Genomic DNA, 25,029 nt, shown 5'->3' on the forward strand with positions numbered 1-25,029 from the left:
GTAGAATATTTTTTTTGTGAAATTCGAATATTTTCTTGCCACAGATTAAATGATTAAATAGATTAATCTTTTAAAATCTTTTAAAATCCTTTAATCTGTGGCATTATTTTTTTTGCTATTAAATTAAAACTGATAAATCTTTTCTGGCGTTACGCAATAATCCAACTTGATATCCGACTCAAAAACATCATCAATCTGGTCTACGGCTTCAAAAAATGAAAGACCAATTTTGATGGTTTCGGGTTTGCATTCGGCAAGGAATTTATCATAAAAACCTTTTCCGTAACCAATTCTATTTCCAAAAACATCAAAAGCTAAAAGTGGTACAAAAACTACTTCAACTTTAGAAGACGGAACTTCAATTCCATCAACAGGTTCAGGAATGTTGTATTCGTTCTTTTTGATTTTAGTATTATCCGTTAAAAGAAAATGAGTCATTTTTCTGGTTTCGAAATCACTTTTAGAAATCAGGATTTCTTTGTCTTTTCCAGAAAGCAAATGTAGAACAAATTCGGTATTGACTTCTTTATGCTCTTCAATCGGAAGAAAAACATGATAATAAATTTTATCCCAAATTGGCATTTGAATCAATTGGTTTGCAATTGCCAAGCTCTTCTCTTCTACTTCATCAAAAGAAAGTGCTTTACGGAAATTTTTATATTCTATTCGAAGTTCTTTTTTACTCGTCGGCATTGTCTGGAGTTTTAGATAAATGATAAATAGCATCGCCTTCATAAACAATTGGCGAATGATTCGCATTGATTACATAACCATCGTGCGGCGCTTTGATTTTTTGTTCAAACTTCCCAAACGGGTCTGTAATAATAGCCAAGATAGTGCCTTTGGTTACAAATTTTCCGATCAAGTTAAAATCATGAAGCAAACCCGAACATTTTGCTCGAAGCCAAACCGATTGTTTAATGTAAATTGAAGGTGTTAAGGCAGGTTCCATAATTTGTTTAGAATCTAACATTCCCAGATAATGCAGTAAACGTTTTGTTCCTAAAACACCTTGATTTGCAATTTCATTATTGATATCTAAAGATTTTCCTCCTTCAAAAAGAAGCATTTTTACATTGGCACTTTCAGAAGTTTTTCTAAAAGAACCATTTATATTTTTAGAATAGAGTGTAAATGGCGCATTAAAAATATCGGCCAAAACTTTAAGTTCAGGATTGTTTTCTGTGATTCTAATTTGTGGCGCGTTAAATCGGCTTGCTCCGCCCGCATGAAAATCGACTGCATAATCCAAAATTGGTAAAATTTCTTCGACAATATGATAGGCAAATCTGCTGGCAAGCGAACCTTTTTTACTTCCTGGAAAAACACGATTCAAGTCGCGCCCGTCCGGAAACTCGCGAGATTTATTTACAAAACCATACATATTAATCACCGGAATGCAGATTATAGTACCGCGTGCAGGTCTGTTGATTTTTTTACTGATAATCTGACGAACAATTTCAACACCGTTAATTTCGTCTCCGTGTATTCCGGCAGAAAATAAAACAGTCGGACCTTCGTTCTTGGAACGACGAACAATAACAGGAATATTTAGTTTTGTTGTAGTATGAAGCCGAGCAATTTCGACGTTTATCGTTCTGTGTTCTCCCGGCAAAATCGATTCGCCAAAAATAACCAATGGAGTACTATTTTTCATGTAGAATTATAAAATCTAAATATAGAAATTATTCTTTTGATTTTGTAAATTTGAAACTAATTCAATGTTAAGCTTCATTTGGAAATCGGAATGGTTTTTGAAAAAAGCTTTTCGAGTATCTTCACACATAAAAAAGAATGCAAAAACCAGCCTTAGATCTTCAAATTTTAACTTTACCAGACAATCCTGGCGTCTATCAGTATTATGATAAAGACGGGAAAATCTTGTATGTCGGCAAAGCTAAAAATTTAAAAAAAAGGGTTTCTTCTTATTTCAATAAAATTCACGATACTGCCAAGACAAATGTACTGGTAAAAAAAATCGTAACGATAAAACACATCGTCGTTCCAACCGAAACCGATGCGCTTTTATTAGAAAATAATTTAATTAAGACACTTCAGCCACGATACAATGTACTTTTGCGTGATGACAAAACGTATCCTTGGATCTGCATCAAAAAAGAACCTTTTTCAAGAATATTTTCAACTCGAAACATGATCAAGGACGGCTCTGAATATTTTGGCCCCTACACCAGTTTCAAAACAGTACATACTATTTTAGATTTAATCAAAGAATTATATCCGCTACGAACTTGCAATTATGATTTGAGCGCATCTAATATTAATTCGGGAAAATTTAAAGTTTGTCTGGAATATCATATTGGCAATTGCAAAGGCCCTTGCGAAGGTTTGGAACCTTTGGAAGAATACCAAAGACAAGTCAATGCAATTCGCGAAATCTTAAAAGGAAACTTCAAAGAAAGCTTAAAGGATTTCAAGAAACTGATGAACACTTATGCGCAGAATTTACAGTTTGAAGAAGCGCAAAAAATCAAAGAAAAGATTGAAGTTTTAGAAAACTATCAATCTAGGTCTACCATTATCAATCCGAAGATTACCAATATTGATGTTTTCTCTATTATTTCTGACGAAAGTGCGGCTTATGTCAACTTCCTTCAGATTTCTCATGGTTCAATTATTCGTTCGCACACTTTAGAAATGAAGAAAAAGCTGGATGAAAGTGATGAAGAATTATTAGAATTGGCGATTATAGAACTTCGCGAGCGTTTTCAGTTATTATCAAAAGAAATCATTGTTCCTTTTGAAATGGATTTGGGCGAAAACATTAAAATAACTGTTCCTCAGCTTGGAGATAAAAAACAGATTTTAGATTTGTCAATTCGAAATGCTAAATTTTATCGAATCGAACAATTAAAGCAATTACAGATTGTAGATCCAGATCGTCATGTGAACAGAATTATGGCGCAGATGCAGAAAGATTTATGTCTTCCTGTTGAACCAAGACATATAGAATGTTTTGATAACTCGAACATTCAGGGAACAAATCCTGTTGCGGCCTGTGTTGTTTTTAAAGACGGAAAACCAAGCAAAAAAGATTATCGCCATTTTAACGTTAAAACCGTTGAAGGCCCCGACGATTTTGCTTCGATGACCGAAATTGTTTATCGCCGTTACAAAAGATTATTAGACGAAAATCAGCCTTTGCCCCAGCTAATAATTATTGACGGTGGAAAAGGACAATTATCATCGGCTTTGAAAAGTATTGATGAATTAGGTTTACGCGGTAAAATTGCCATTATCGGAATTGCAAAACGTTTGGAAGAACTTTTTTATCCAGGCGATTCGATTCCATTATATTTAGACAAAAAATCAGAAACCTTAAAAGTGATTCAACAGTTAAGAAACGAAGCACACCGATTTGGAATTACTTTTCATAGAGACAAACGAAGCAAATCGGCACTTAATTCTTCTGTTGAAAGCATTCCTGGAATTGGAGAAAAAACTATGCTTGCTTTAATTCAGCATTTTAAAAGTGTTAAAAGATTAAAATTGGCTACAGAAAAAGAAATTTCAGACGTTATAGGTGTTTCTAAAGCCAAAAAAATTGTCGACTTTTACAAAACCAATTAAAGTTTTTATGCGTTCATTCCAACTGTACATTTCAAAAATTTGTTTCAAAGGAGCTTCTTCGTACGCATTCTCATTTGTTTTATTGCTGACCTTTTTGTTTTCGTCAAAATCATTTTCGCAGGAAACAAAAAAAGATAGTGTTAAAAGACCCAAAATAGGATTAGTTTTAAGCGGCGGCGGCGCCAAAGGTTTTGCACATATTGGAGTTTTGAAAGTTTTGGAAGAAGCCGGAATCAAAATTGACTATATTGGCGGAACCAGTATGGGATCTGTAATTGGCGGACTTTATGCCTCTGGCTACAATGCTTCTCAAATCGATTCTATTTTCAAACGAACCAATTTCGACGAACTAATAAACGACTATATTCCGCGTTCTTCTAAGAATTTTTATGGTAAGAAGAATGACGAGTTATATGCGATTGTCTTGCCTTTCAGTAATTTCAGAGTCGGCATTCCAGAAGCACTTTCAAAAGGAATGTATAATTATAATTTATTAAGCAGTTTAACTAGAAATGTACGTCACGTTCGCGATTTCAACAAACTGCCAACTCCTTTTTTATGTATTGGAACTAATATTGAAACAGGCGAAGAAGTTTTGCTTAATAAAGGAAATCTGGTTCAGGCCATGATGGCGAGTTCGGCCTTTCCTTCCCTGTTTACACCGGTTGAAATTGACGGAAATTTGTTGGTTGATGGTGGTGTTGTAAACAATTATCCCATACAAGAAGTTCGCAATCTCGGCGCAGATATTATTATTGGTGTAGATGTTCAAGACGATTTGCTGAAAAGAAAAAACCTGAAAAACGCCACGCGAATCTTGGTTCAGATTACCAATCTGCAATCCATCGAAAAAATGAAAAGCAAAATAAAGGACACAGATGTTTACATCAGACCCGATATTCGTGATTTTGGAGTTATTTCGTTTGACCGAGGAGAAGAAATCATTAGAAAAGGAGAAGAAGCCGCTTTTGCGGTTTATGAAAAAATCAAAACTTTGAGTGATGAAAACCACTTTTACAAAAAGCCAAAATTAAAAGTTGAAACAGACACACTTCATATTCAAGACATAAATACTGATAAATTAGAAAATTACACCAAAGAATATATTCGCGGTAAGCTACGTTTTAAACCAGGAAGCACCATAACTTATGACGGACTTAAAGCTGGGATAAACAACTTAAATGCAACACAAAACTTTAGCACTATCTCCTATTGCCTTCAGCCAGATGGCGATAAGGACGATTTGGATTTGGTTTTAAGAGAAAATCCAACGCAAACGTATCTAAAACTTGGTCTTCATTATGATGGTCTTTACAAAAGTGCCGTTTTATTAAACCTAACTCATAAAAAGACTTTTTTAAAAAACGACGTTACTTCTTTAGATATCATTTTGGGTGATAATTTTAGATATGATTTTAACTATTATGTCGAAAATGGTTTTAACATCAGTTTTGGCTTCCGTTCGAGACTGAATCAATTTAATAGAAATGTAACGACTAGTTTGAGTGGCGTTCTTAAAGAGAATCCAAATGTCAACCTTATTAATGTTGACTTCATGGATATAACCAATCAGGCTTATTTTCAGACTATTTTTGTCCAGAAATTTTTAATGGGCGGTGGATTAGAATATAAGTATCTAAAAATTAACTCCCCAACACTTACCAATGAAGATAACATAATTGAAAAAAGCAATTATTTTAGTGCCTTTGCCTATTTAAAATACGATTCGCTAGATGAAAAATATTACCCAAGTTCTGGATTATATTTTTCTACAGATCTGCAAACCTATATGGCATCATCTGATTATACAAAGCAATTTAAACCTTTCTCGATTGCAAAAGCCGAAATATCAGTTGTTAGACCGCTATTTAGAAAAGCAACTATAAAATTTGGAGCCGATGCTGGGTTTAATATTGGCAGCGACAGTGTTCCGTTTTTTGATTTTATATTTGGTGGTTATGGCTACAACAAAATAAACAATTTCAATTATTTCTACGGATACGATTTTCTAAGCATTGCCGGCAACAGTTATATTAAAACTGATATTAATATTGATTACGAAATCTTCAAAAAAAATCACATCAATGTATCAGCAAATTTTGCCAACTTAGGAGATGATATTTTTTCCTCTGTAGATTGGGTTTCTATGCCAAAGTATACAGGATATGCCATAGGTTATGGTTTAGAAACCATAATTGGACCTATCGAAGTAAAACAATCTTGGTCTCCAGAAATGTCCAAAAGCTTTACGTGGTTTAGTATCGGGTTTCAATTTTAGTATTATAACAGAGAATACTTCAATAAAAACAGTGTATTTTTTTACATCACAAAAATTAAATCAAAAAAACTAAGTTATTTTATAGTTATAAATAATATAATTTTTATTTTTACTCCGAAAAAATTACGACATTTGTTATAATGAAAACAAATTGGACAGGTTTATTAGAGTATCTTCAATTTCTTATTAAGAGAAATCCAGAATAATGCTTCTATCGAATTGAGATAATTAGTCAATTGAAAAAAATTGGACTGATTATTCACTCTGCAATTCAAATTTTCGAATTATCTAATTTACTAATTATCTAATTGAAAAGCCATGCCATTATATCACAAACTCGGAGAATTTCCGCAAAAGCGACACACCCAATTTGAAAAACCAAACGGAGGTTTTTACTATGAACAATTGTTCGGAACCGAAGGTTTTCACGGGCATTCGTCGCTATCTTATCACGTACACAGACCAACTCAGGTTAAAGAAATTTTAAACTCTCATTCGGTTGAACCTAAAATTGCAATCGGAAAAAATATAAAATCACTTCTTTTTAAAGGTTTTGAATTAAAACCCGAAAATGATTTTCTGGACAGCCGAAAAGCAATGCTTGTCAATAAAGACTGTATTATTGGTTTGGCTGCGCCGAAAGAATCGCTTCGTAATTATTTTTATAAAAATGCCGATGCTGATGAAATGCTTTTCATTCATAGAGGAAAAGGAAAATTAAGAACCATGTTAGGAAATATTCCGTTTGAATATGGCGACTATTTAATTATTCCGCGCGGTATTATTTATCAGATCGATTTCGAAACAGAAGACAACCGATTATTTTATGTAGAATCTTATTCTCCTTTTTACACTCCAAAACGTTATAAAAACCAATCTGGACAGCATCTAGAACATTCTCCGTTTTGCGAGCGTGATTTTATTTTGCCAAGCGAATTGGAAACTCATGACGAAAAAGGCGATTTTTTAATTAAAATCAAAAAGGAAGGAATGATTCATGAAGTGGTTTATGCCACACATCCGTTTGACGTTGTAGGCTGGGACGGCTACAATTTCCCATACGGATTTTCAATTCATAACTTTGAACCTATAACTGGACGCGTACACCAACCACCTCCAGTACATCAAACTTTTGAAACGGCAACTTTTGTCGTTTGCTCATTTTGCCCAAGACTTTACGATTACCACCCTAAAGCAATTCCGGCGCCATACAATCACAGCAATATTGATTCTGACGAAGTTCTATATTATGTAGACGGCGATTTTATGAGCCGTAATAATATTGAGCAAGGTCATATTACTTTACACCCAAAAGGAATTCCGCACGGACCAGCGCCAGGCGCAATGGAACGAAGTATTGGTCATAAAGAAACTCAGGAATTAGCTGTAATGGTGGATACGTTCCGTCCATTAATGGTTACTGAAGAGGCTATGGGTCTGGATGACGGGAAATATTACAAATCCTGGACGGAGTAATTTTTAATGTGGCAATATGTCAATTAGAAAATTAGAAAATGGTTTTAAAACCGCATAAATGAGAAAATACAAATAATTTAATTGTAATTTTAAACCTACAAAAAAATTATCAAATTTTCTAATTAACTAATTCAAGAAATGACTTTCAATGAAAAATATAAAGACAACGCTCTTTTAATTAAAACTTTCAATTTCGCCTTAAACATAATAGATTACACAACTGAACTTCAAGGGCAAAAGAAATTCGTAATTGCAAATCAGTTATTAAAAAGCGGAACGTCTATTGGAGCAAACTCAAAAGAATCACAAAACGCAGAAAGCAAAGCAGATTTTATTCATAAATTAAAAATTGCAATTAAAGAAGCAGACGAAACAGAGTATTGGTTGTTTTTATGTGATGCTCATAGAGAATATCCAAATTGCAAACGTTTATTAAATGATCTTTCAGAAATTTTAAAAATTTTAAATAAAATAATATCAACATCAAAGAGGAATTAGAAAATTAGAAAATGTGTCAATTAGAAAATTAATGCATTTCAAGAATTATCTCATTTTCTCATTATCAAATTATCTAATTATGAGCAAAGAAGTAAAATTAGTAGAATACGGATTAGAGAAAATATTTGAAGGAGCACAAGATTTCCTTCCATTATTAGGAACAGATTATGTAGAATTTTATGTGGGAAATGCCAAACAAGCTGCACATTATTATAAATCTGCATTCGGGTATCAGTCATTAGCTTACGCTGGATTAGAAACTGGAGTAAAAGACAGAGCGTCTTATGTTTTAAAACAAGATAAAATTAGAATTGTTTTGACGACGCCTTTAACAGCTGATTCTCCAATAAACGAACATTTGAAAAAACACGGCGACGGAGTAAAAGTGGCTGCACTTTGGGTTGAAGACGCTACAAAATCGTACGAAGAAACCATGAAGCGTGGTGCGCGTTCTTTTATGGAACCAACGGTTGAAGAAGATGAATTTGGACAAGTGGTTCGTTCTGGAATTTACACTTACGGAGAGACAGTTCACATTTTTGTAGAAAGAAAAAATTATAATGGTGTTTTCTTGCCAGGTTATAAAGAATGGAAATCTGACTTTAACCCAGAATCAACTGGATTAAAATACATCGACCATATGGTTGGAAATGTAGGTTGGAACGAAATGAATACTTGGGTAAAATTCTACGAAGAAGTAATGGGATTCGTGAATTTCTTATCTTTTGATGACAAACAAATTACTACAGAATATTCAGCTTTGATGAGTAAAGTAATGTCTAACGGAAACGGAAGAATTAAATTTCCAATCAACGAACCTGCAGAAGGAAAGAAAAAATCTCAAATTGAAGAATATTTAGATTTTTACGGCGGACCTGGAATTCAGCACATTGCCATTGCTACAGACGATATTATTAAAACGGTATCACAACTTAGAGCACGTGGTGTTGAATTTTTATCGGCTCCTCCACACGCATATTACGAAGCAATTCCTGAAAGATTGGGTGTTCATATGGACATGATGAAAGAGGATTTGAGCGAAATCGAAAAATTAGCGATCATGGTCGATGCCGACGAAGACGGTTACCTTTTACAGATTTTTACAAAGCCCGTTCAAGACAGACCGACGCTTTTCTTCGAAATTATTCAAAGAATGGGGGCAAAAGGGTTCGGTGCAGGTAACTTTAAAGCCCTTTTTGAGTCTATCGAAAGAGAGCAAGAATTGAGAGGAACGCTGTAAAATGTTAATTTTGATGCACAAAACCACATAATTCTCCGAAAAACGATGCTTTTTTTGCAAATGTTATGTTAAACTTGACTTTTGCTATTTTATTTTTGAACTTTCTATCTATCTTTGCACCGCAAATCAGGAAGGGGTGGTTTCCTTCCGAATTGATATAAATTTCATAATTTATAGTTTTTTGGTTAGTTAATAGCATAAAAACTCAGTCATTTTTGACTGAGTTTTTTTGTTTTGGTACATTTGGAATAAAATTTGCATTTGTCTATCTTTATAATAAAATGTAAAGAATGTACTATGAAAAAGCTCATCCTCACTATATTAGCACTAACAACACTCTCATTTGCGCCTCAAAAAGAAGATGCCTTCGATACTGGAGAATATTTCAAATTTAGAATACATTACGGAATTGTAAATGCCGGCTATGCTACACTTGAAATTAAAGATGCTACGATAAACAACAAAAAGGTATACCACTCTATTGGAAAAGGTTACACAACTGGAATGTCTAAATTTTTCTTTAAAGTAGAAGATTTATACGAAAGTTATTTTGACAAAGAAACAGGAAAACCCTATCGTTATGTTAGAAAAATTGACGAAGGTGGCTATACCAAAAATCAAGAAGGTTTTTTCAATCAAGCAGAAAATAGAGTTTTGGTAAAAGACTATAAAAGAAAATCAGAGAAAACGATTCTAGTATCAGAAGATGTGCAAGATATTGTTTCGGCATTTTACTTTTTGAGAAACCATCCCAATATCGATAAACTTAAATCTGGCGAAGCCATTACAATCGACATGTTTTTTGATGAAGAAATCACAAAATTTAAGTTAAAATTTGTAGGCCGTCAAGATATTACGACTAAATTTGGAACCGTTTCTACGATGGTCTTTAAGCCATTGGTACAGACAGGTAGAGTATTTAAAGAAAAAGAGAGCTTAACACTCTGGATAACAGATGATGTAAACAAAGTTCCCATAAGAATTAAAGCAGATTTGGCCGTCGGATCGCTTAAGGCAGATCTTGATGATTATAAAGGATTAAAAAGTCCACTTAAAGTAAAAAAATAATGAACCCTACAGATAATTCTGAAGCACTTTTAAAAGAAATTGATCTTAAATTTCAAGCCATAAATCAAAAAACTGATGTTCAATTAGAAGGACTGCTTTGGGCTAAACCTATCACATATTGGGATTATATTCAGACCGATGCTCTTTTAAATCTGCAAATTCAACGCACCACACTTCCTGACGAAATGGTATTTATAATGTACCATCAGGTAAACGAATTGATTTTTAAAATGATTCTGTGGGAAATTGATCAGATTGCCGAAACAGAAAACATTCAAGTTGATTTTTTTAGCGAAAGACTGTCAAGAATCACAAGATATTTTGACATGCTTACCAACTCTTTCAGTATTATGGAAAATGGTATGGAAGTAGATCAATACATGAAATTTAGAAATACGCTTACTCCTGCCAGCGGATTCCAAAGTGCTCAATATAGAATGATCGAATTTGCTTCGACTGATGTGATCAATTTGACAGACCGCAGATACAAAGCAAACTTTGACGAAAATACCGATTTAGAAACTAGCTTCGAACATCTTTATTGGCAAGCTGCTGGAAAAGATTATCATACTGGCGAAAAATCATATTTGCTAAATGAGTTTGAGAAAAAGTACAAAGAGCAGTTTTTAAGACAAATGGCTTCTTTTAAAACAAAAAACCTTTGGCAAAAATTCATCCAATTACCTATTGAAGACCAACAAAATACAGAACTAATTGCTGCAATGCGCCATTACGACAAAACGGTAAACATTACTTGGGTAATGCAGCACCTTAATACGGCTAGAAAATACATTTTGGAGAGCGGAAAAGGTAACGGAGAAGCTACTGGAGGAAGTGATTGGCAAAAATATATGCACCCAAAATACCAAAGACGCATCTTTTTTCCTAAATTGTGGACCGAAGAAGAATTGTCCAATTGGGGAAATGAAACCGAAGTTTAATTTCACCACAAAAAAATATTAAAAGTTTGAAAAAAGCAGTCGTAATTTTAATTGTCTTGTTTTCTATTTTTTCATGTAAAAAAGCAGAAGAAAAAGTAGAAACAAAAATTACTAAACCAGCAACCAAAAAAATAGAATTCGGTTTTAATTACGCAGATTTTAATGTTGTTAATGATACTATTTCAAAAGGAGATTCTTTTGGCTCCATACTCCAAAGTCAAAATATTGGAGATAAAAAAGTACATGATATTGTAGAACAGGTAAAAGATTCGTTCAATGTCAGAAGCATTCGTTATGGCAAACCCTTTACTTTACTTCGTTCTAAAAACAAAACGAATAATCTTCAAGTTTTTGTTTATCAGCCAGACGCCTTAAGTTATTATGTTATTGATTTAAGAGATAGCATTGCAAAAGCATATAAAAAAATAAAACCTGTTTCTCTCAAAAGAAAAATGATTGGTGGCGTTCTTAAAAGTTCATTATCTGAAACTTTAGGAAACGAAAGTGTTGAAACAGCTTTGGCCAGCAGAATCACAAAAGTATTTTCTTGGTCTATTGACTTTTTTAAACTTAAAAAAGGAGATCGCTACGGATTAATTTTCACTGAAAGATTTATCAACGGAAAAACATATGATGGCGTTGAAGATCTTGAGGCCGCATTTTTTGAATATAAAGGCAAAATAATTTACGCCTTCCCTTTTGCAAGAGACACCACTTCTGGTAAAGTTGAATATTATGATGATGAAGGAAAAACACTTAAAAACTTCTTCTTAAAAACTCCAATTAAATTCAGCCGAATCACTTCAAGATTCACTATGAATAGATATCATCCGGTACAGCACACCTGGAAAGCGCATAAAGGAACAGATTACGCCGCTCCAACAGGAACGCCAATTTCTACAACCGCTTCTGGTGTTGTTGAAGCTACAGGATATACTGCAGGAAACGGAAACTTTGTAAAAGTAAAACACAACGGAACCTACTCTACTCAATATTTACATATGTCTAAAATCTTGGTTCGCCGCGGACAGCGCGTTACTCAAGGTCAGACAATTGGTTTGGTAGGAAGCACCGGCCTAGCTTCTGGCCCTCACGTTTGTTACCGTTTTTGGAAAAATGGAATACAAGTCGATGCCCTTCGTTTAAATTTACCGACTGGAGAATCTTTGACAGGAAACGACAGAACTCGTTTCATGAAACAGATTGAACCTCTAAAAAGAGAATTAGATAGTATTGGGAATCTTTAATAACCCATTTTATAATCTTTTTGATTTAAAGCGATGAAAAATGAACGCCTTAAAACCATGTATCATGAAACTTTTTCTGGTTTAAAATTATTTTACAGAGATACAAATCTTCCTGAAAGTCTAATTTTAAATTATAAAGTCGGACAGATTATTCAGGAAAAAGCTTTTACTGATATGAGTTCGATTGGCGGAGGACTTTCGAGCAACCTTAGATATTTGATTGCCAGTTCGCATGCAAAAGACTTGTCGAAATTCAATCCTGACTCATCAAAAATTGGTCATTTTCTATTAGATTCAATTACCTATTTTAAAGTATTAGACATTCAGAAGATTGGAGATAAAACTCAAATTTTTCTTTTGAATATTCCAGACAATTCAATTTCGCTTTTCAAAAATTCATCTTCAAACTTAGAGGAAGAAATTATAGAAAAAGCTCAAAAACGCTTTCGCGAAAAAATCGATTTACCTTTAGTTCCAGAATTGCAAACCGAAGAATGGAAAGAAAGAACAAAATCTCCTCTCGGAATGGACGAAAGCGGACAATTATTTTTTGACGATTCTAAAATTAAAATCGAATCTCCAAAAAGAATTGATGTTGATGTTTCGAAGAAAATTATAGAAATTAATAAAAAGCCTTGGTGGAAGTTCTGGTAAAAAATATTTCTTAAACTCTTATTTATTCATGCAAAAATCCTTTTTGATATTTTTATCACTATTAGCCGTAGGATGCTCCAATCCAAAAGTTTTTATTTTAAATGAAAAAGAAGAAAGCAAATATTTTGTACAGCAACTAGTTAGCACTGCCTTCGAAAAAGATTTAATTGGAGAATCACCTTTGATCGTAATAAACGGAATTCCATTTAAATACAACAAAAAACACGATACCATCTTATTGCCACTTAAAAAACTTGACATCATTACTTTAGACTTTATAAACAAAAACAGCAGCCGTATAATTTATAACGAAAAGGAAAATGATGGAGCAATCATTATAACTTCCAAAAATCAAAAGTGATAATTCATAAAACGTTTTCGTAACTAATTGCTATATAATCGCAAACCGTTCCCCTTTTAAAAGTTATTTCAGTATTTTTGTGTTTCAGAAAACAAACTCAATTATAGATAAAATGGCTTTAAACACAACAAACCCAACTGGGACTGAAGCGTGGAAAAATCTACAAAACCACTATAACGCAATTCACGAAACCACAATACAAGAATTGTTTCAACAAGATAGTGCCCGTGCTGAAAAATTCAATTTACAATGGAATGATTTTTTAGTAGATTACTCAAAGAACAATATTAGTCAGGAAACTGTTTCTCTTTTGTTAGAGTTGGCAAACTCAATCGGACTGAAAGATGCGATCGCACAATATTTTGGAGGAGAATTAATCAATCAGACAGAAAATCGTGCTGTTTTACATACGGCATTACGTGCTCCAGAATCAGCAGTTATTAAGGTTGACGGAGAAAATGTAATTCCAGAAGTTTACGAAGTAAAAAATAAAATCAAAAACTTTACAGAAGAAGTAATCTCTGGGCAAAGAAAAGGATATACAGGAAAAGCTTTTACTGATGTTGTAAATATTGGTATTGGTGGTTCAGACCTTGGTCCAGTAATGGCGGTTGAAGCTTTACAATTTTATAAAAATCACCTAAACACACATTTCGTTTCAAATGTTGACGGTGACCACGTAAATGAAGTTATCAAAAAACTAAATCCTGAAACGACACTTTTCGTGATTGTTTCTAAAACATTTACAACGCAAGAAACGCTTTCGAATTCAGAAACTATTAAAGAATGGTTTTTAAAATCGGCTACTCAGGAAGATATTGCGAAACACTTTGCAGCGGTTTCTACAAACATTAAAAATGTAACAGAATTCGGAATTAATCCTGACAACGTTTTTCCAATGTGGGATTGGGTTGGAGGAAGATTTTCTCTTTGGAGCGCAGTTGGTTTGAGCATCGCTTTAGCAATTGGTTTTAAAAACTACAATCAATTGTTAGTTGGAGCAAATGAAATGGACGAGCATTTCAAATCGGCAGAATTCGACGAAAACATTCCGGTTATTTTGGCTTTATTAAGCGTGTGGTACAATAATTTTTATGGTGCTGAAAGCGAAGCTTTGATTCCATACACACAATATTTACACAAACTTGCTCCTTATTTACAGCAAGCTTTTATGGAAAGCAATGGAAAAAGTGTTGGTCGTGATGGAAAACCTGTTAACTATCAAACTGGAACAATCATTTGGGGAGAGCCAGGAACAAATTCTCAACACGCTTTTTTCCAATTAATTCACCAAGGAACAAAAAGAATTCCAACAGACTTTATCGGATTTGTAAAACCTCTTTATGGCAATGAAGATCACCACGATAAATTGATGTCTAACTTCTTTGCTCAAACAGAAGCTTTAATGAATGGTAAAACTCCAGATCAAGTTCAAGCAGAATTTGACAAACAAGGACTTGCTGCTGAAAAAGCTTCATACTTATTACCGTTTAAAGTTTTCACAGGAAACAAACCAACTAATACAATTTTAATTCAAAAACTTACTCCAAAAAGCTTAGGATCTTTAATCGCATTATATGAGCACAAGATATTTGTTCAAGGTGTGATCTGGAATATTTTTAGTTTTGATCAATGGGGAGTTGAATTAGGTAAGCAATTAGCAAACTCAATCTTAGATGAGATCAATTCTAAGACTGTTAAAAATCACGACAGTTCGACTTCATTTTTGTTAAATCATTTCTTAAAAAACAAATAGAAACATTGTCTTAAATATTCTATAACTTTTGAAACGTCCTAATTACTAGTAAAATTAGGACGTTTTTTGTATAAAATTCCGACAAAAGACAGAAAAATCCGCTAATTTACATTTTTAACATTGCTTGACTATGGAAATAATTACAGTTTTAACAAAAAAGCATTGCATAAATTCAATAAATCAATATTTTTTCTAATAAAAAGAGAAAAATTCATTTTAATGCGCAGCACAAAAAGCAAAACTTGTTTTTCTTAACATTTCGATAACATTATCTGAGTTATTTGTTATAATTTTGCCAAAAACAATAAACTCAATAACAAAATGAAGAAAATGAAAAATTGGTTACTGACCGGACTATTCTTTATGATAGTTTCAACCGTATTTTCTCAAGGAAAAGTTACTGGTAAAATTACCGACGGAACAGGTGGATTACCAGGAGCAAATGTAGTGATCAAAGGATCTACTACAGCAACTTCAACAGATTTTGATGGTAAATTTACTCTTACTTCAACATCAAGCACAGGAGAGATTGTTATCTCTTTCTTAGGTTATGACAACCAAACTGTGAAATTTAATGTGTCTAACGGCGCAACTACAAACTTAGGAACTATCACTTTGGTTTCTAACTCAAACGAATTGAGCGAGATTGTAGTTAAAAGTAGCACAGTAGATATTGCAAAAGACAGAAAAACTCCTGTTGCAGTATCAACAATTAAAGCTTCTGAAATTCAGGCAAAACTAGGAAACCAAGAACTTCCTGAAATGTTAAAAAGCACTCCATCTGTTTATGTAACTAAATCTGGTGGTGGATTTGGAGATTCTAGAATCACAATTCGTGGATTTAGCCAAAACAACGTTGCGGTAATGGTTAACGGTATGCCAGTTAACGACATGGAAAATGGTGCTGTTTACTGGAGTAACTGGGCAGGTTTATCTGACGTTACTTCTTTCATTCAAGTACAAAGAGGTTTAGGTTCTTCTAAATTAGCTATTGCTTCTGTTGGAGGTACTATGAACTACGTAACTAAAGCTTCAGATTTAAAACAAGGTGGTACAGTTGGTACTTCTTTTGGTAACGATAATTTCTTCAAATCTAACGTTGCTTACAACACAGGAAAATTAGATAGCGGATTCTCTGCTTCTGTATTATACAGCCACACTCAAGGTGACGGATATGTAGATGGAACTCAATTTAACGGAGATAACTACTATGTAGCTCTTGGTTATACTACAAAAAACAACAAGCACGATTTCCAATTTACAGTTACTGGTGCTCCACAATGGCACGATCAAAGATCTACATTCATCACTATAGCACAGTATCAACAATATGGTTCAGTATCTGATCCAAACATTAGATATAACTCTGATTGGGGATACAAAGATGGTCAGGCTTTCAACATGGTAAGAAACTACTACCACAAACCTGTTACTTCATTAAACTATGATTTCCAAATTAATGAAACATCTAAATTATCTGCTGTTGCTTACGCTTCTTTCGGACGTGGAGGAGGATCTAGAGGAGCAGGTGGTATTAGAGGCTTTAACTATGCTAATAACGCATTCAGAACTGCAAACGGCTTAGTTGATTATGATAAAATTGTTGCTTACAACTCAGGACAAACAGTAAGCATCAATGGCACTAATTACACTCGTACAACTAACGGTACAAGTGGAGAATTCCAAAACAGTTCTTCTACGGGAAGTTTAACAACCTCTACATCTGGTATCTCTCAGATTTCATCTGTTAACTCTCACAACTGGTATGGTGCGATTGTTAACTTCAACAAAAAATTCACAGACAACTTAACATGGGATCTTGGAGTTGACGTAAGAGGATACAAAGGTCTTCACTACCAAAACGTAAACAATAGATTAGGTGCAGATGCATACATTGACAATTTGGATGTAAACAACCCAAATAGAGTTTTATACGGAACTTATTCTACTTACGCTTCTTGGAATGTATTTAAAGATACTGACAAAGAAGAAAAAATCAACTTCAACAATGATGGTGACGTAAGATGGTATGGTGGTTTTACTCAATTAGAGTATACTTCAGATAAATTCACTGCATTCGTTCAAGGTGCCCTTTCTCAACAAGGATTCAAAAGAGTGGATTATTTTAAATATCCAGCTGGAAGCGAGTTAGCTAGTACAGATTACGAAAATATCTTAGGTGGTAACGTAAAAGGTGGTGTAAACTACAACATCAACGAGCACCATAACGTTTTTGTTAACTCTGGATACTACTCAAAACAGCCATTTTTTAATGCAGTTTATCCAAACAACAGTTCTATTGTAGCTGGTAACTTAACAAACGAAAAAATCTTTGCTGTTGAAGCTGGATACGGTTTCCGTTCAAGTAAATATACTGCAAACGTAAACTTATACCGTACTTCTTGGAAAGACAGATACCAAAGACAAACTGATAATGCTGCAGACAACCCAGGTGGTTACTTTGATTTCGCTGGAATCACAGAAATCCACTCAGGTATCGAGATTGATGGTACTGCAAAAGTACTTGACAAACTTACTCTTACTGCAATGTTATCTCTTGGAGATTGGCAATATGAAGGAACAAGTACAAGTAACCGTTACGATTCAGCCAACAATCCTATTGGAACTGGTTCAACATTATTCCTTGATGGTGTAAGAGTTGGAGATGCTGCTCAAACAACTGCTGCTTTAGGAGCAACTTACGAAATCTTGCCTCGTTTTACTGTTGATGCAAATTACAACTATATTGATAAATTGTATGCTCAGATTTCTGCAGGAAACTTTACTAAAGAAGATAACAGAGGTGCATTACAATTACCATCTTATGGTACTGCTGATGCTGGTTTATCATACAAATTGTTAGTTGGTAAAAACAAAAGCAACTCAGTAGGTTTCAGATTAAATGTAAACAACCTTTTTGATTACACTTACATTGCTGAAGCAAAAACAAATATATTTGCTGCTGATGTTCCTACTGTTACAACTTACAAAGGTATTGCTACTACAAACCAAGTATACTTTGGTTTCGGTAGAACTTGGAACTTCGCATTACGTTACGATTTCTAAGAATTTAGAATCTAAATAAATAATAAAAACGGCATTGACTTTTAAGTTTAATGCCGTTTTTTTATAGCCTTTTTTGTTATATTTGTTTTTGAACAAAAAACACAGTTTATGTATAATTTTCTACAAAAATTTCACTCTGGCTGGGCGTACTTAGCATTGCTTCTTTTAGTAATTGCAGTTGTTAACGCTATCATCGGAGTAACTTCAAAAAAAGAATTTACTGGTAAGGATCGTAAAATCGCTTTATTTGCTTTAATTGGCACACACACTCAATTATTGATTGGTTTAATCTTATATTTTGTTTCTGCGAGAGGCTTTGCTGTATTAGGTCAAATGTCTAATGCAGAACTAAGATTAACATCATTAGAACATCCTCTAATTAATATTATTGCTATCATCTTGATTACTATCGGATGGTCTAAACATAAAAAATTAATCAATAGCGAAGCTAAATTTAAAACCTTTGCTATTTTTTACGGATTAGGATTATTGCTTATTTTAAGTAGAATTCCATGGAACCTTTGGTTCTAAAAAATACCAATTAAAAGCCCTTAATCAGGGCTTTTTTTATCTCGGCATATTATTTGTACAAACTCCCCCCAAGTCTGAAAAAGAATAACCCATGAGAAATAAAAAGAACATTTTATTCGCCACAATCGCTTTAACCTTAATTAGCGGCTTTACGTATGTCATAAGCCAGACCAAACCTACAACAGAACCTAAAATTATTCAAGACACTGTTAAAAATGTAAAACCAGTTATTATTCCGTTGCCGGATTCTGTTTTTACTGACAAAGGTTTAAAACTAAGACCATACAAGAAAAACGCTCACGCCTCCTACTACGCAGATCGTTTTAATGGAAAAAGAACCGCTAATGGAAGTAGATTTAACAACAACAGCTATACTGCAGCTCACAAAAAACTTCCTTTTGGAACAAGAGTTAAAGTAACCAATGAAGCCAATGGAAAATTCGTTATTGTAAAAATTACAGATCGCGGACCTTTTGTAAAGACTCGTGAAATCGATTTGTCTAAAAGAGCTTTTATGGACATTACAAAACACAAAGGTGCCGGAGCTATGAAGGTTACCATTGAAACCATAATTGAATAAAAAAAGTCCCGCTTAAAGCGGGACTTTTTTTAAACCAATTTTCTTAATGCCATTGCGACTCCACTATGAAGCCCTTCGTGGTAATTATTAAAATCCAAGGCTCCTTGAACATGACGAAGCGTGAAACCGATACTAGTAGTATATTCGTGGTAATCAACAAAAAGTCCGCTCTCAAAATCATTTTTTGTTTTTTCTAATGTTGTAGAAAGCAATGTTCGAATCTCATCAACTTCAGCTTGAGAAACATCCCCTTCTGGTTTGGTTCCTTTTCTGTATTTGTTAATGAACTCTTCAGAAACCATTGTCGGAAGGCCCGATAATTTATAAACCAAAACCTGCTGCGACGAAATACAATGACCTATATTCCAAATAATATTGTTGCTAAAACCATCTGGAACTTTGTTTAATTGCTCTAACGAATGACTGTCTAAGATTTTCAAGAGAATTTCTCTAATAGTCTTCTGTACATCAAAAACTGAACTCATAATTTTATTTTTTTTTCTAAAATTAATCATTTTTAAGCTTCAAATGGATTTTCTTTGTATTCTAACAAATTCATAAAATAATGAACAAAATATATTACTTAGCATCCTGCGATACTTGTCGCAAAATCATTAAAAGTCTTCCAGAAAACAATCTAGTTTTTCAAGACATTAGACAAGATCCAATTACAGAAGAACAACTGGAAGAAATGTATAAACTTTCTGGAAGTTATGAAGCGTTATTTAGCAAAAAGGCTCAATTGTACAAGTCAATGGGATTAAAAGAAAAATCTTTAACTGAAGCCGATTTTAAAAAATATATTTTAGAGCATTATACTTTCTTAAGCCGTCCGGTTTTTATTATTGACGGAAAAATTTACATCGGCAACAGCCAAAAAAATGTAGCCGAAGTTATAAATGCACTAACGTAAGAATAACCGCAAATTTTGATCTATAAAACTGATTCACAATTTACAACGTAACACATCAAACTTTTATTTATCTTTGCGCCTTTATACTCAATTATATGATACAATCTATGACAGGGTTTGGCAAAGCTTCTTTGCAATTGCCTACAAAAAAAATCACCGTTGAAGTAAAATCTCTAAACTCTAAAGGTTTAGATTTAAATGTAAGAATGCCATCGGTTTACCGTGAGATGGAACTTGGATTACGAACTCTTATTTCGACTAAGTTGGAAAGAGGAAAAATTGATTTTGCAATCTATGTAGAAAGTACTGCAGAACAAACTTCAACTAAAGTAAATGTACCTGTCGTAAAAAATTATATTGCGCAGTTAAAAGAAGTAAATCCAAATGCTGATGAAACTGAATTAATGAAAATGGCTGTTCGTATGCCTGACACATTAAAGACAGAACGCGAAGAAATTGATGAGAATGACTGGGAGCAGATTCAGGTTATTATTGATGAGGCACTTCAAAACATTTTAAACTTCCGTAAAGACGAAGGTGAATCTCTTGAAAAAGAATTCAATTTAAGAATTGGAAACATTCGCCAATTCATGAATGATACCTTGGCACTTGACCCAGAACGCGTACAAGCAATTAAAGATCGTTTGCAGACTGCAATTTCAGAATTGCAGGTTAATGTTGACGAAAACCGTTTTGAACAGGAATTAATCTATTATTTAGAGAAACTGGATATTACCGAAGAAAAAGTTCGTTTAGGCAATCATTTGGATTACTTTATAGAAACCCTTAATGGAACTGAAGCTAATGGACGAAAACTTGGTTTTATCACTCAGGAAATGGGACGTGAAATCAACACAATGGGATCAAAATCTAATCATGCTCAAATGCAGAAATTGGTCGTGATGATGAAAGATGAATTGGAGAAGATTAAAGAGCAGGTATTGAATGTTCTCTAAATATGAGATCTTATTTAATCTTTTTCTTTTTCATAATTCTCAAATGTTTTGGTCAAGAAGTATCTGAAGTAAATAAGGTTTTAGAAATACCAGATAATTTAGAATATCAACAAGAAATACGTATTTACGAAGATTATTCTATTGGAAATAGAATTGTTTTTTTTAGAATGTTCAATGATAAAGCGGATGGGTGGATAGTTCAGAAATTTTGGTATCAAAAAGATTTCAAAAGCGTAACCAAAATTGACCAATCAAGTTTTCCAAAGGAAAGCAGTGGAAAGCTAAAACCAGTAAATGCAGATTTAATTTGGCTTAAGATACTAATTACAAATGTTGAATTTCTTCCAAATATGGAAGACATCAGATATAAATTTGGAAAGCCTGAAATTACATCCTATAAAGGAGAATTTGAAATTAAAACTCGCAAAAAAATTGCTTTAGACGGAATTGGGTATAAAGTATATATTAGGAACGGAAAGAGTAAAAACAGTTTTTTCTTTGATAATCCAGAAATATACTTAAAAGATTATCCAACTGTCGATGAATTAATTTCATACAATGAATTACTATCTGTCTTAAAAAAAGAATTAGATTTCTAAAATGACAGATCACACATAAACACACAATGAACAAAGGAAAATTAATTGTTTTTTCGGCACCGTCTGGATCTGGAAAGACAACTATCGTAAAACATTTATTAGGTCAAGAAGATTTAAATCTTGAATTTTCGATTTCGGCGGCATCGCGTCCACCACGAGGTGAAGAAGTACACGGAAAGGATTATTATTTTATTTCGTTGGAAGAATTCAAAAAGCACATTAAAGCTGAAGACTTCTTAGAATGGGAAGAAGTGTACCGCGATAACTTCTACGGAACTTTAAAATCGGAAATTGAAAGAATCTGGGCTTTAGGAAAAAATGTCATTTTTGATATTGACGTGGTTGGTGGCCTTCGTATTAAACACAAATTTCCAGAAGAAACTTTGGCTGTTTTTGTTAAACCTCCAAGTGTTGACGAATTAAAACGTCGATTAAAACAACGTTCTACAGAAAGCGAAGACAAAATCAATATGCGTATCGCAAAAGCTTCTGTAGAATTGGCAACAGCGCCTCAGTTCGACGTGATTATCAAAAACTATGATTTATCAGTTGCTCTTGAAGAAGCACATCAACTGGTAAAAGATTTCATTTCTAAAAAGTGATTAGTGAATAGCAATTAGTCATTAGCTTAAAAAATAAGTATGATCAAGTCCTACAAAGATTTATTGGTTTGGCAAAAAGGAGTTAAAATAGTTTCTTTAATTTATCAGTTAGTAAAATCATTTCCTCAAGAAGAATTATACGCTTTAACAAGTCAGTTAAAAAGAGCTTCCGTTTCAATTCCTTCAAATATAGCAGAAGGTTATGGCCGGAATACTGATAAATCTTTTAGTCATTTTTTAAACATATCGAGAGGTTCTTTGTTTGAAATCGAAACTCAATTATTAATTGCTAATGACCTTGGTTTTATAACCAATCAAAGTCTTTATGCAGAAATTTTAAATCAAATTGAGGAAGAATCAAAAATGATTAATGCCTTTTCAAAAACACTCAAAGACTAATCACTCTTTACTAAGCACTAGTTACTACAACTATGAAAATAGGTCTTTACTTCGGAACATACAACCCTATACATGTTGGTCATTTAATCATTGCGAATCACATGGCCGAGTTTGCAGATTTAGATCAGATTTGGATGGTTGTCACACCTCACAATCCGTTAAAAAAGAAATCGACTTTATTAGACGACCAACAGCGTCTGCAAATGGTTTTTCTGGCTACAGAAGATTATACAAAGATAAAACCGTCTGATATTGAGTTTAAATTACCTCAGCCGAGTTATACTGTTATCACGCTCGCTCATTTACAAGAGAAATATCCAACCCATGAGTTTTCCTTAATTATGGGCGAAGACAATCTGAAAACGCTTCATAAATGGAGAAACTATGAAGTGATACTGGAAAATCATGATATTTATGTCTACCCAAGAATTTCTGATGAACCTGAAAATGTTGAGTTAAAATCGCATCCAAAAATTCATGTTATTGATGCGCCAATTGTAGAGATTTCTTCGACTTTTATTCGAAACAGTATTAAAGAAGGTAAAAACATTCAGCCTTTATTGCCTCCAAAGGTTTGGGAATATATTGATCATAATAATTTTTATAAGAAGTAGACAAACAAATTATACCACAATATTGTCATTTCGACGAAGGAGAAATCTTCGTTAGAAACTCTACAAAGATTGGCGATTTGCTGTATGGAGCTACTTGCGAAGATTTCTCCTTCGTCGAAATTGACAAACAGAACGTAAAAAATTCAAATCACAAAAAAGCCTGAATTTAAAATTCAGGCTTTCTATTTATAATTAAGCTTCGATACTCACTTCACTTTTTACTCTCGTTCTGATTTCACTCAGCGATTGATCAACCAAAAGTTTTCCATCTCTAAAAACTTCTTTCAATTCACCTTGTTTTTCTTCTTCCCAAGAAACATTATCTGTTAAATGATACTTGCCATCGATTAAATCGATTTTCATTAATCCTTTAGCCGATTTTTTAGTACCGTCATCTGTAATTGGATCTTTGAAGATCGCTCTTCCTTCTCCGTTTACTTCTCCGTAAGTTGCTTTCATCGCAAATCCGAATGTATCTCTGGTATTATATTGATACGTGAAAGAACCAATTCCAAGAACAACATTTGTAGAAGCAAATCCTTTTTCTTTTAATCTTTCGCAGATTTGAGTCGCTCTTGCTACCGTAATACTATCTCCGTAAATAGCTCCGATTTGCGAAACCAATTCTTTGAATCCTTTAGCATTTGTAGTTCCTCCAAAAACATCCCAAAGCAATTCGATAACGCCTTTTTTCTCTTGTTCTGTTTTTCCGTTCGGATTTCCGCAGATAATATCAACCGGATCACCGCTGTCAGGACGAATTACGACTTTACCTTCTCTTGAAACGATTTCTTCTTTTAATCTTGGAAGATAATCCGTTAAAACTTTCCATAAATCCCAAGTATCTGAAACGATAGAAACAATTCCTTTTGGATAAACTTCTGTAATTAATCTTTTGAATGTCTCGTACTCGCCTTCTGTTGTTCCCATACACATAACAGAATGTTCTGTTGCTGCTACTGAACCTGCAACCAATTCTTGATCTGAATTGGCATTGTAATATTCTTCTAAGAAATCAATTGCTGGAATCGTGTCAGATCCTGTAAAACTCAATAAATGTCCAGCTGCAGAAGTTAGAGCAGCTTCTATTCCGCCCATTCCTCTCATTGAGAAATCATGCGCCTGCCAATCTACAAATTCTGGAACAGAAGACGTTTCTGCTGCATATTTGTCTAATACTTTTCTGTATTCTTTTGCAATGGTAGCTGAGTTACAAGGCAACCAAACTACTGCAGAAAGTAAGGTTTCGAAATAATTCGTCAACCAGAAAAATTCTGGAATCGTATTATACATCGTAAACATTGGAACTCTTAGCGGAACGCTTGCGCCTTCTGGCAAAGCTTTGAATACCATCGGAATATATCCTAAATCGTGTAAATCTTCTATATGTTTAGTTCCAACTAAATTTTCGCCTAAATAATTATTGATTCTGCGAGAATATTTTTTAATCACTTCTTCTTTTGGCTTTTTGAAGAAATCCTCTTCGAAGTCATGAATGATATATTTTTTAATGAAATATTGCAATCCAAAAAAGATTACCTCATCAACTGTTTCAATTCTTGATTTTCTTGGTGTCCAGTTAGAATATACGATTGTGGTTCCGTCTGGGTATTGTCTTCTGTGGTCAACTTTGTAACCGTCAGTTAATAGTAGTGGGTTCAT

The 25,029-nt window shown here is 33.6% G+C and carries 24 protein-coding genes; 20 read left to right on the plus strand and 4 right to left on the minus strand.

Annotation, left to right across the window (positions count from 1 at the left end):
• Positions 1 to 123: 123 nt before the first annotated feature.
• Both BSF41_RS05015 and BSF41_RS05020 read right to left on the minus strand, forming a co-directional pair.
• Positions 124 to 693: a 5-formyltetrahydrofolate cyclo-ligase gene (locus BSF41_RS05015; RefSeq protein ID WP_095928418.1), complete on the minus strand. Its 570-nt coding sequence runs from the start codon at positions 691 to 693 to the stop codon at positions 124 to 126.
• Entirely contained in the window at positions 680 to 1,657 is a 978-nt protein-coding gene (locus BSF41_RS05020) for a succinylglutamate desuccinylase/aspartoacylase family protein (protein WP_095928419.1), read from the minus strand. Before BSF41_RS05020 ends, BSF41_RS05015 begins: the two co-directional genes overlap by 14 nt.
• 137 nt (positions 1,658 to 1,794) lie before the next feature.
• Between BSF41_RS05020 and uvrC the strand changes: the two genes are divergently transcribed.
• From uvrC to BSF41_RS05090, 14 genes are all read left to right on the plus strand, one after another.
• Positions 1,795 to 3,588, plus strand: a complete 1,794-nt coding sequence (uvrC, locus tag BSF41_RS05025; protein ID WP_095928420.1) for an excinuclease ABC subunit UvrC — start codon at positions 1,795 to 1,797, stop codon at positions 3,586 to 3,588.
• 7 nt (positions 3,589 to 3,595) lie between these two features.
• Positions 3,596 to 5,866 carry a patatin-like phospholipase family protein gene (locus BSF41_RS05030; protein ID WP_095928516.1) on the plus strand — a complete coding sequence of 757 codons (2,271 nt, stop codon included), beginning with the start codon at positions 3,596 to 3,598 and terminating at the stop codon, positions 5,864 to 5,866.
• A 318-nt stretch (positions 5,867 to 6,184) separates the two neighbouring features.
• Positions 6,185 to 7,342 carry a homogentisate 1,2-dioxygenase gene (locus tag BSF41_RS05035; RefSeq protein WP_095928421.1) on the plus strand — a complete coding sequence of 386 codons (1,158 nt, stop codon included), beginning with the start codon at positions 6,185 to 6,187 and terminating at the stop codon, positions 7,340 to 7,342.
• Between the two features lie 138 nt (positions 7,343 to 7,480).
• The gene (locus BSF41_RS05040) at positions 7,481 to 7,840 is read left to right on the plus strand and encodes a four helix bundle protein (protein WP_095928422.1); all 360 of its coding nucleotides are present in this window, start codon (positions 7,481 to 7,483) and stop codon (positions 7,838 to 7,840) included.
• 79 nt (positions 7,841 to 7,919) lie between these two features.
• On the plus strand, positions 7,920 to 9,080 hold the full coding sequence (gene hppD, locus BSF41_RS05045; protein WP_095928423.1) for a 4-hydroxyphenylpyruvate dioxygenase: 1,161 nt from the start codon (positions 7,920 to 7,922) through the stop codon (positions 9,078 to 9,080).
• 297 nt (positions 9,081 to 9,377) lie between these two features.
• Complete coding sequence (locus BSF41_RS05050; RefSeq protein ID WP_095928424.1) at positions 9,378 to 10,148, plus strand: DUF3108 domain-containing protein; 771 nt, start codon at positions 9,378 to 9,380, stop codon at positions 10,146 to 10,148.
• On the plus strand, positions 10,148 to 11,089 hold the full coding sequence (locus BSF41_RS05055; RefSeq protein ID WP_095928425.1) for a tryptophan 2,3-dioxygenase family protein: 942 nt from the start codon (positions 10,148 to 10,150) through the stop codon (positions 11,087 to 11,089). The genes BSF41_RS05050 and BSF41_RS05055 overlap by 1 nt, the downstream gene beginning before the upstream one ends.
• A gap of 26 nt (positions 11,090 to 11,115) precedes the next feature.
• Positions 11,116 to 12,336 carry a peptidoglycan DD-metalloendopeptidase family protein gene (locus BSF41_RS05060; RefSeq protein ID WP_095928426.1) on the plus strand — a complete coding sequence of 407 codons (1,221 nt, stop codon included), beginning with the start codon at positions 11,116 to 11,118 and terminating at the stop codon, positions 12,334 to 12,336.
• 33 nt (positions 12,337 to 12,369) lie between these two features.
• Entirely contained in the window at positions 12,370 to 12,990 is a 621-nt protein-coding gene (locus BSF41_RS05065; protein WP_095928427.1) for a hypothetical protein, read from the plus strand.
• Positions 12,991 to 13,018: 28 nt separating this feature from the next.
• A complete protein-coding gene (locus BSF41_RS05070) occupies positions 13,019 to 13,351 on the plus strand; it encodes a hypothetical protein (RefSeq protein WP_095928428.1) in 333 nt (110 codons plus the stop codon).
• A gap of 112 nt (positions 13,352 to 13,463) precedes the next feature.
• Positions 13,464 to 15,107 carry a glucose-6-phosphate isomerase gene (pgi, locus tag BSF41_RS05075; RefSeq protein WP_095928429.1) on the plus strand — a complete coding sequence of 548 codons (1,644 nt, stop codon included), beginning with the start codon at positions 13,464 to 13,466 and terminating at the stop codon, positions 15,105 to 15,107.
• 321 nt (positions 15,108 to 15,428) lie between these two features.
• Positions 15,429 to 18,173 (plus strand): TonB-dependent receptor domain-containing protein, encoded by a 2,745-nt coding sequence (locus tag BSF41_RS05080; RefSeq protein ID WP_095928430.1) that lies wholly within the window; start codon positions 15,429 to 15,431, stop codon positions 18,171 to 18,173.
• A 108-nt stretch (positions 18,174 to 18,281) separates the two neighbouring features.
• The gene (locus BSF41_RS05085) at positions 18,282 to 18,704 is read left to right on the plus strand and encodes a hypothetical protein (RefSeq protein WP_095928431.1); all 423 of its coding nucleotides are present in this window, start codon (positions 18,282 to 18,284) and stop codon (positions 18,702 to 18,704) included.
• Between the two features lie 91 nt (positions 18,705 to 18,795).
• Positions 18,796 to 19,284, plus strand: a complete 489-nt coding sequence (locus BSF41_RS05090) for a septal ring lytic transglycosylase RlpA family protein (RefSeq protein WP_095928432.1) — start codon at positions 18,796 to 18,798, stop codon at positions 19,282 to 19,284.
• 29 nt (positions 19,285 to 19,313) lie between these two features.
• Here BSF41_RS05090 and BSF41_RS05095 read toward each other — a convergent pair whose 3' ends face one another.
• The gene (locus BSF41_RS05095) at positions 19,314 to 19,769 is read right to left on the minus strand and encodes a DinB family protein (RefSeq protein WP_095928517.1); all 456 of its coding nucleotides are present in this window, start codon (positions 19,767 to 19,769) and stop codon (positions 19,314 to 19,316) included.
• Positions 19,770 to 19,849: 80 nt separating this feature from the next.
• Here BSF41_RS05095 and BSF41_RS05100 point away from each other — a divergent pair, with 80 nt between their 5' ends.
• From BSF41_RS05100 to nadD, 6 genes are all read left to right on the plus strand, one after another.
• A complete protein-coding gene (locus BSF41_RS05100) occupies positions 19,850 to 20,197 on the plus strand; it encodes an arsenate reductase family protein (protein ID WP_095928433.1) in 348 nt (115 codons plus the stop codon).
• A gap of 95 nt (positions 20,198 to 20,292) precedes the next feature.
• The gene (locus BSF41_RS05105; RefSeq protein WP_095928434.1) at positions 20,293 to 21,153 is read left to right on the plus strand and encodes a YicC/YloC family endoribonuclease; all 861 of its coding nucleotides are present in this window, start codon (positions 20,293 to 20,295) and stop codon (positions 21,151 to 21,153) included.
• Between the two features lie 2 nt (positions 21,154 to 21,155).
• Positions 21,156 to 21,752, plus strand: a complete 597-nt coding sequence (locus BSF41_RS05110) for a hypothetical protein (RefSeq protein ID WP_095928435.1) — start codon at positions 21,156 to 21,158, stop codon at positions 21,750 to 21,752.
• 26 nt (positions 21,753 to 21,778) lie between these two features.
• Positions 21,779 to 22,354 carry a guanylate kinase gene (gene gmk, locus BSF41_RS05115; RefSeq protein ID WP_095928436.1) on the plus strand — a complete coding sequence of 192 codons (576 nt, stop codon included), beginning with the start codon at positions 21,779 to 21,781 and terminating at the stop codon, positions 22,352 to 22,354.
• Between the two features lie 39 nt (positions 22,355 to 22,393).
• Positions 22,394 to 22,753 (plus strand): four helix bundle protein, encoded by a 360-nt coding sequence (locus BSF41_RS05120; protein ID WP_253251758.1) that lies wholly within the window; start codon positions 22,394 to 22,396, stop codon positions 22,751 to 22,753.
• Between the two features lie 32 nt (positions 22,754 to 22,785).
• The gene (gene nadD, locus BSF41_RS05125; RefSeq protein WP_095928438.1) at positions 22,786 to 23,367 is read left to right on the plus strand and encodes a nicotinate (nicotinamide) nucleotide adenylyltransferase; all 582 of its coding nucleotides are present in this window, start codon (positions 22,786 to 22,788) and stop codon (positions 23,365 to 23,367) included.
• Positions 23,368 to 23,559: 192 nt separating this feature from the next.
• Here nadD and BSF41_RS05130 read toward each other — a convergent pair whose 3' ends face one another.
• Complete coding sequence (locus BSF41_RS05130; RefSeq protein WP_095928439.1) at positions 23,560 to 25,029, minus strand: nicotinate phosphoribosyltransferase; 1,470 nt, start codon at positions 25,027 to 25,029, stop codon at positions 23,560 to 23,562.

The sequence above is a fragment of the Flavobacterium sp. ACN2 genome, from assembly GCF_002303885.1.
Lineage (GTDB): Bacteria > Bacteroidota > Bacteroidia > Flavobacteriales > Flavobacteriaceae > Flavobacterium.

Coding starts and splice junctions, on each gene's coding strand:
- BSF41_RS05015 (WP_095928418.1), bottom strand. CDS start 693: ATGCCGACGAGTAAAAAAGAACTTCGAATAGAATATAAAAATTTCCGT.
- BSF41_RS05020 (WP_095928419.1), bottom strand. CDS start 1,657: ATGAAAAATAGTACTCCATTGGTTATTTTTGGCGAATCGATTTTGCCG.
- uvrC (WP_095928420.1), top strand. CDS start 1,795: ATGCAAAAACCAGCCTTAGATCTTCAAATTTTAACTTTACCAGACAAT.
- BSF41_RS05030 (WP_095928516.1), top strand. CDS start 3,596: ATGCGTTCATTCCAACTGTACATTTCAAAAATTTGTTTCAAAGGAGCT.
- BSF41_RS05035 (WP_095928421.1), top strand. CDS start 6,185: ATGCCATTATATCACAAACTCGGAGAATTTCCGCAAAAGCGACACACC.
- BSF41_RS05040 (WP_095928422.1), top strand. CDS start 7,481: ATGACTTTCAATGAAAAATATAAAGACAACGCTCTTTTAATTAAAACT.
- hppD (WP_095928423.1), top strand. CDS start 7,920: ATGAGCAAAGAAGTAAAATTAGTAGAATACGGATTAGAGAAAATATTT.
- BSF41_RS05050 (WP_095928424.1), top strand. CDS start 9,378: ATGAAAAAGCTCATCCTCACTATATTAGCACTAACAACACTCTCATTT.
- BSF41_RS05055 (WP_095928425.1), top strand. CDS start 10,148: ATGAACCCTACAGATAATTCTGAAGCACTTTTAAAAGAAATTGATCTT.
- BSF41_RS05065 (WP_095928427.1), top strand. CDS start 12,370: ATGAAAAATGAACGCCTTAAAACCATGTATCATGAAACTTTTTCTGGT.
- BSF41_RS05070 (WP_095928428.1), top strand. CDS start 13,019: ATGCAAAAATCCTTTTTGATATTTTTATCACTATTAGCCGTAGGATGC.
- pgi (WP_095928429.1), top strand. CDS start 13,464: ATGGCTTTAAACACAACAAACCCAACTGGGACTGAAGCGTGGAAAAAT.
- BSF41_RS05080 (WP_095928430.1), top strand. CDS start 15,429: ATGAAGAAAATGAAAAATTGGTTACTGACCGGACTATTCTTTATGATA.
- BSF41_RS05085 (WP_095928431.1), top strand. CDS start 18,282: ATGTATAATTTTCTACAAAAATTTCACTCTGGCTGGGCGTACTTAGCA.
- BSF41_RS05090 (WP_095928432.1), top strand. CDS start 18,796: ATGAGAAATAAAAAGAACATTTTATTCGCCACAATCGCTTTAACCTTA.
- BSF41_RS05095 (WP_095928517.1), bottom strand. CDS start 19,769: ATGAGTTCAGTTTTTGATGTACAGAAGACTATTAGAGAAATTCTCTTG.
- BSF41_RS05100 (WP_095928433.1), top strand. CDS start 19,850: ATGAACAAAATATATTACTTAGCATCCTGCGATACTTGTCGCAAAATC.
- BSF41_RS05105 (WP_095928434.1), top strand. CDS start 20,293: ATGATACAATCTATGACAGGGTTTGGCAAAGCTTCTTTGCAATTGCCT.
- BSF41_RS05110 (WP_095928435.1), top strand. CDS start 21,156: ATGAGATCTTATTTAATCTTTTTCTTTTTCATAATTCTCAAATGTTTT.
- gmk (WP_095928436.1), top strand. CDS start 21,779: ATGAACAAAGGAAAATTAATTGTTTTTTCGGCACCGTCTGGATCTGGA.
- BSF41_RS05120 (WP_253251758.1), top strand. CDS start 22,394: ATGATCAAGTCCTACAAAGATTTATTGGTTTGGCAAAAAGGAGTTAAA.
- nadD (WP_095928438.1), top strand. CDS start 22,786: ATGAAAATAGGTCTTTACTTCGGAACATACAACCCTATACATGTTGGT.
- BSF41_RS05130 (WP_095928439.1), bottom strand. CDS start 25,029: ATGAACCCACTACTATTAACTGACGGTTACAAAGTTGACCACAGAAGA.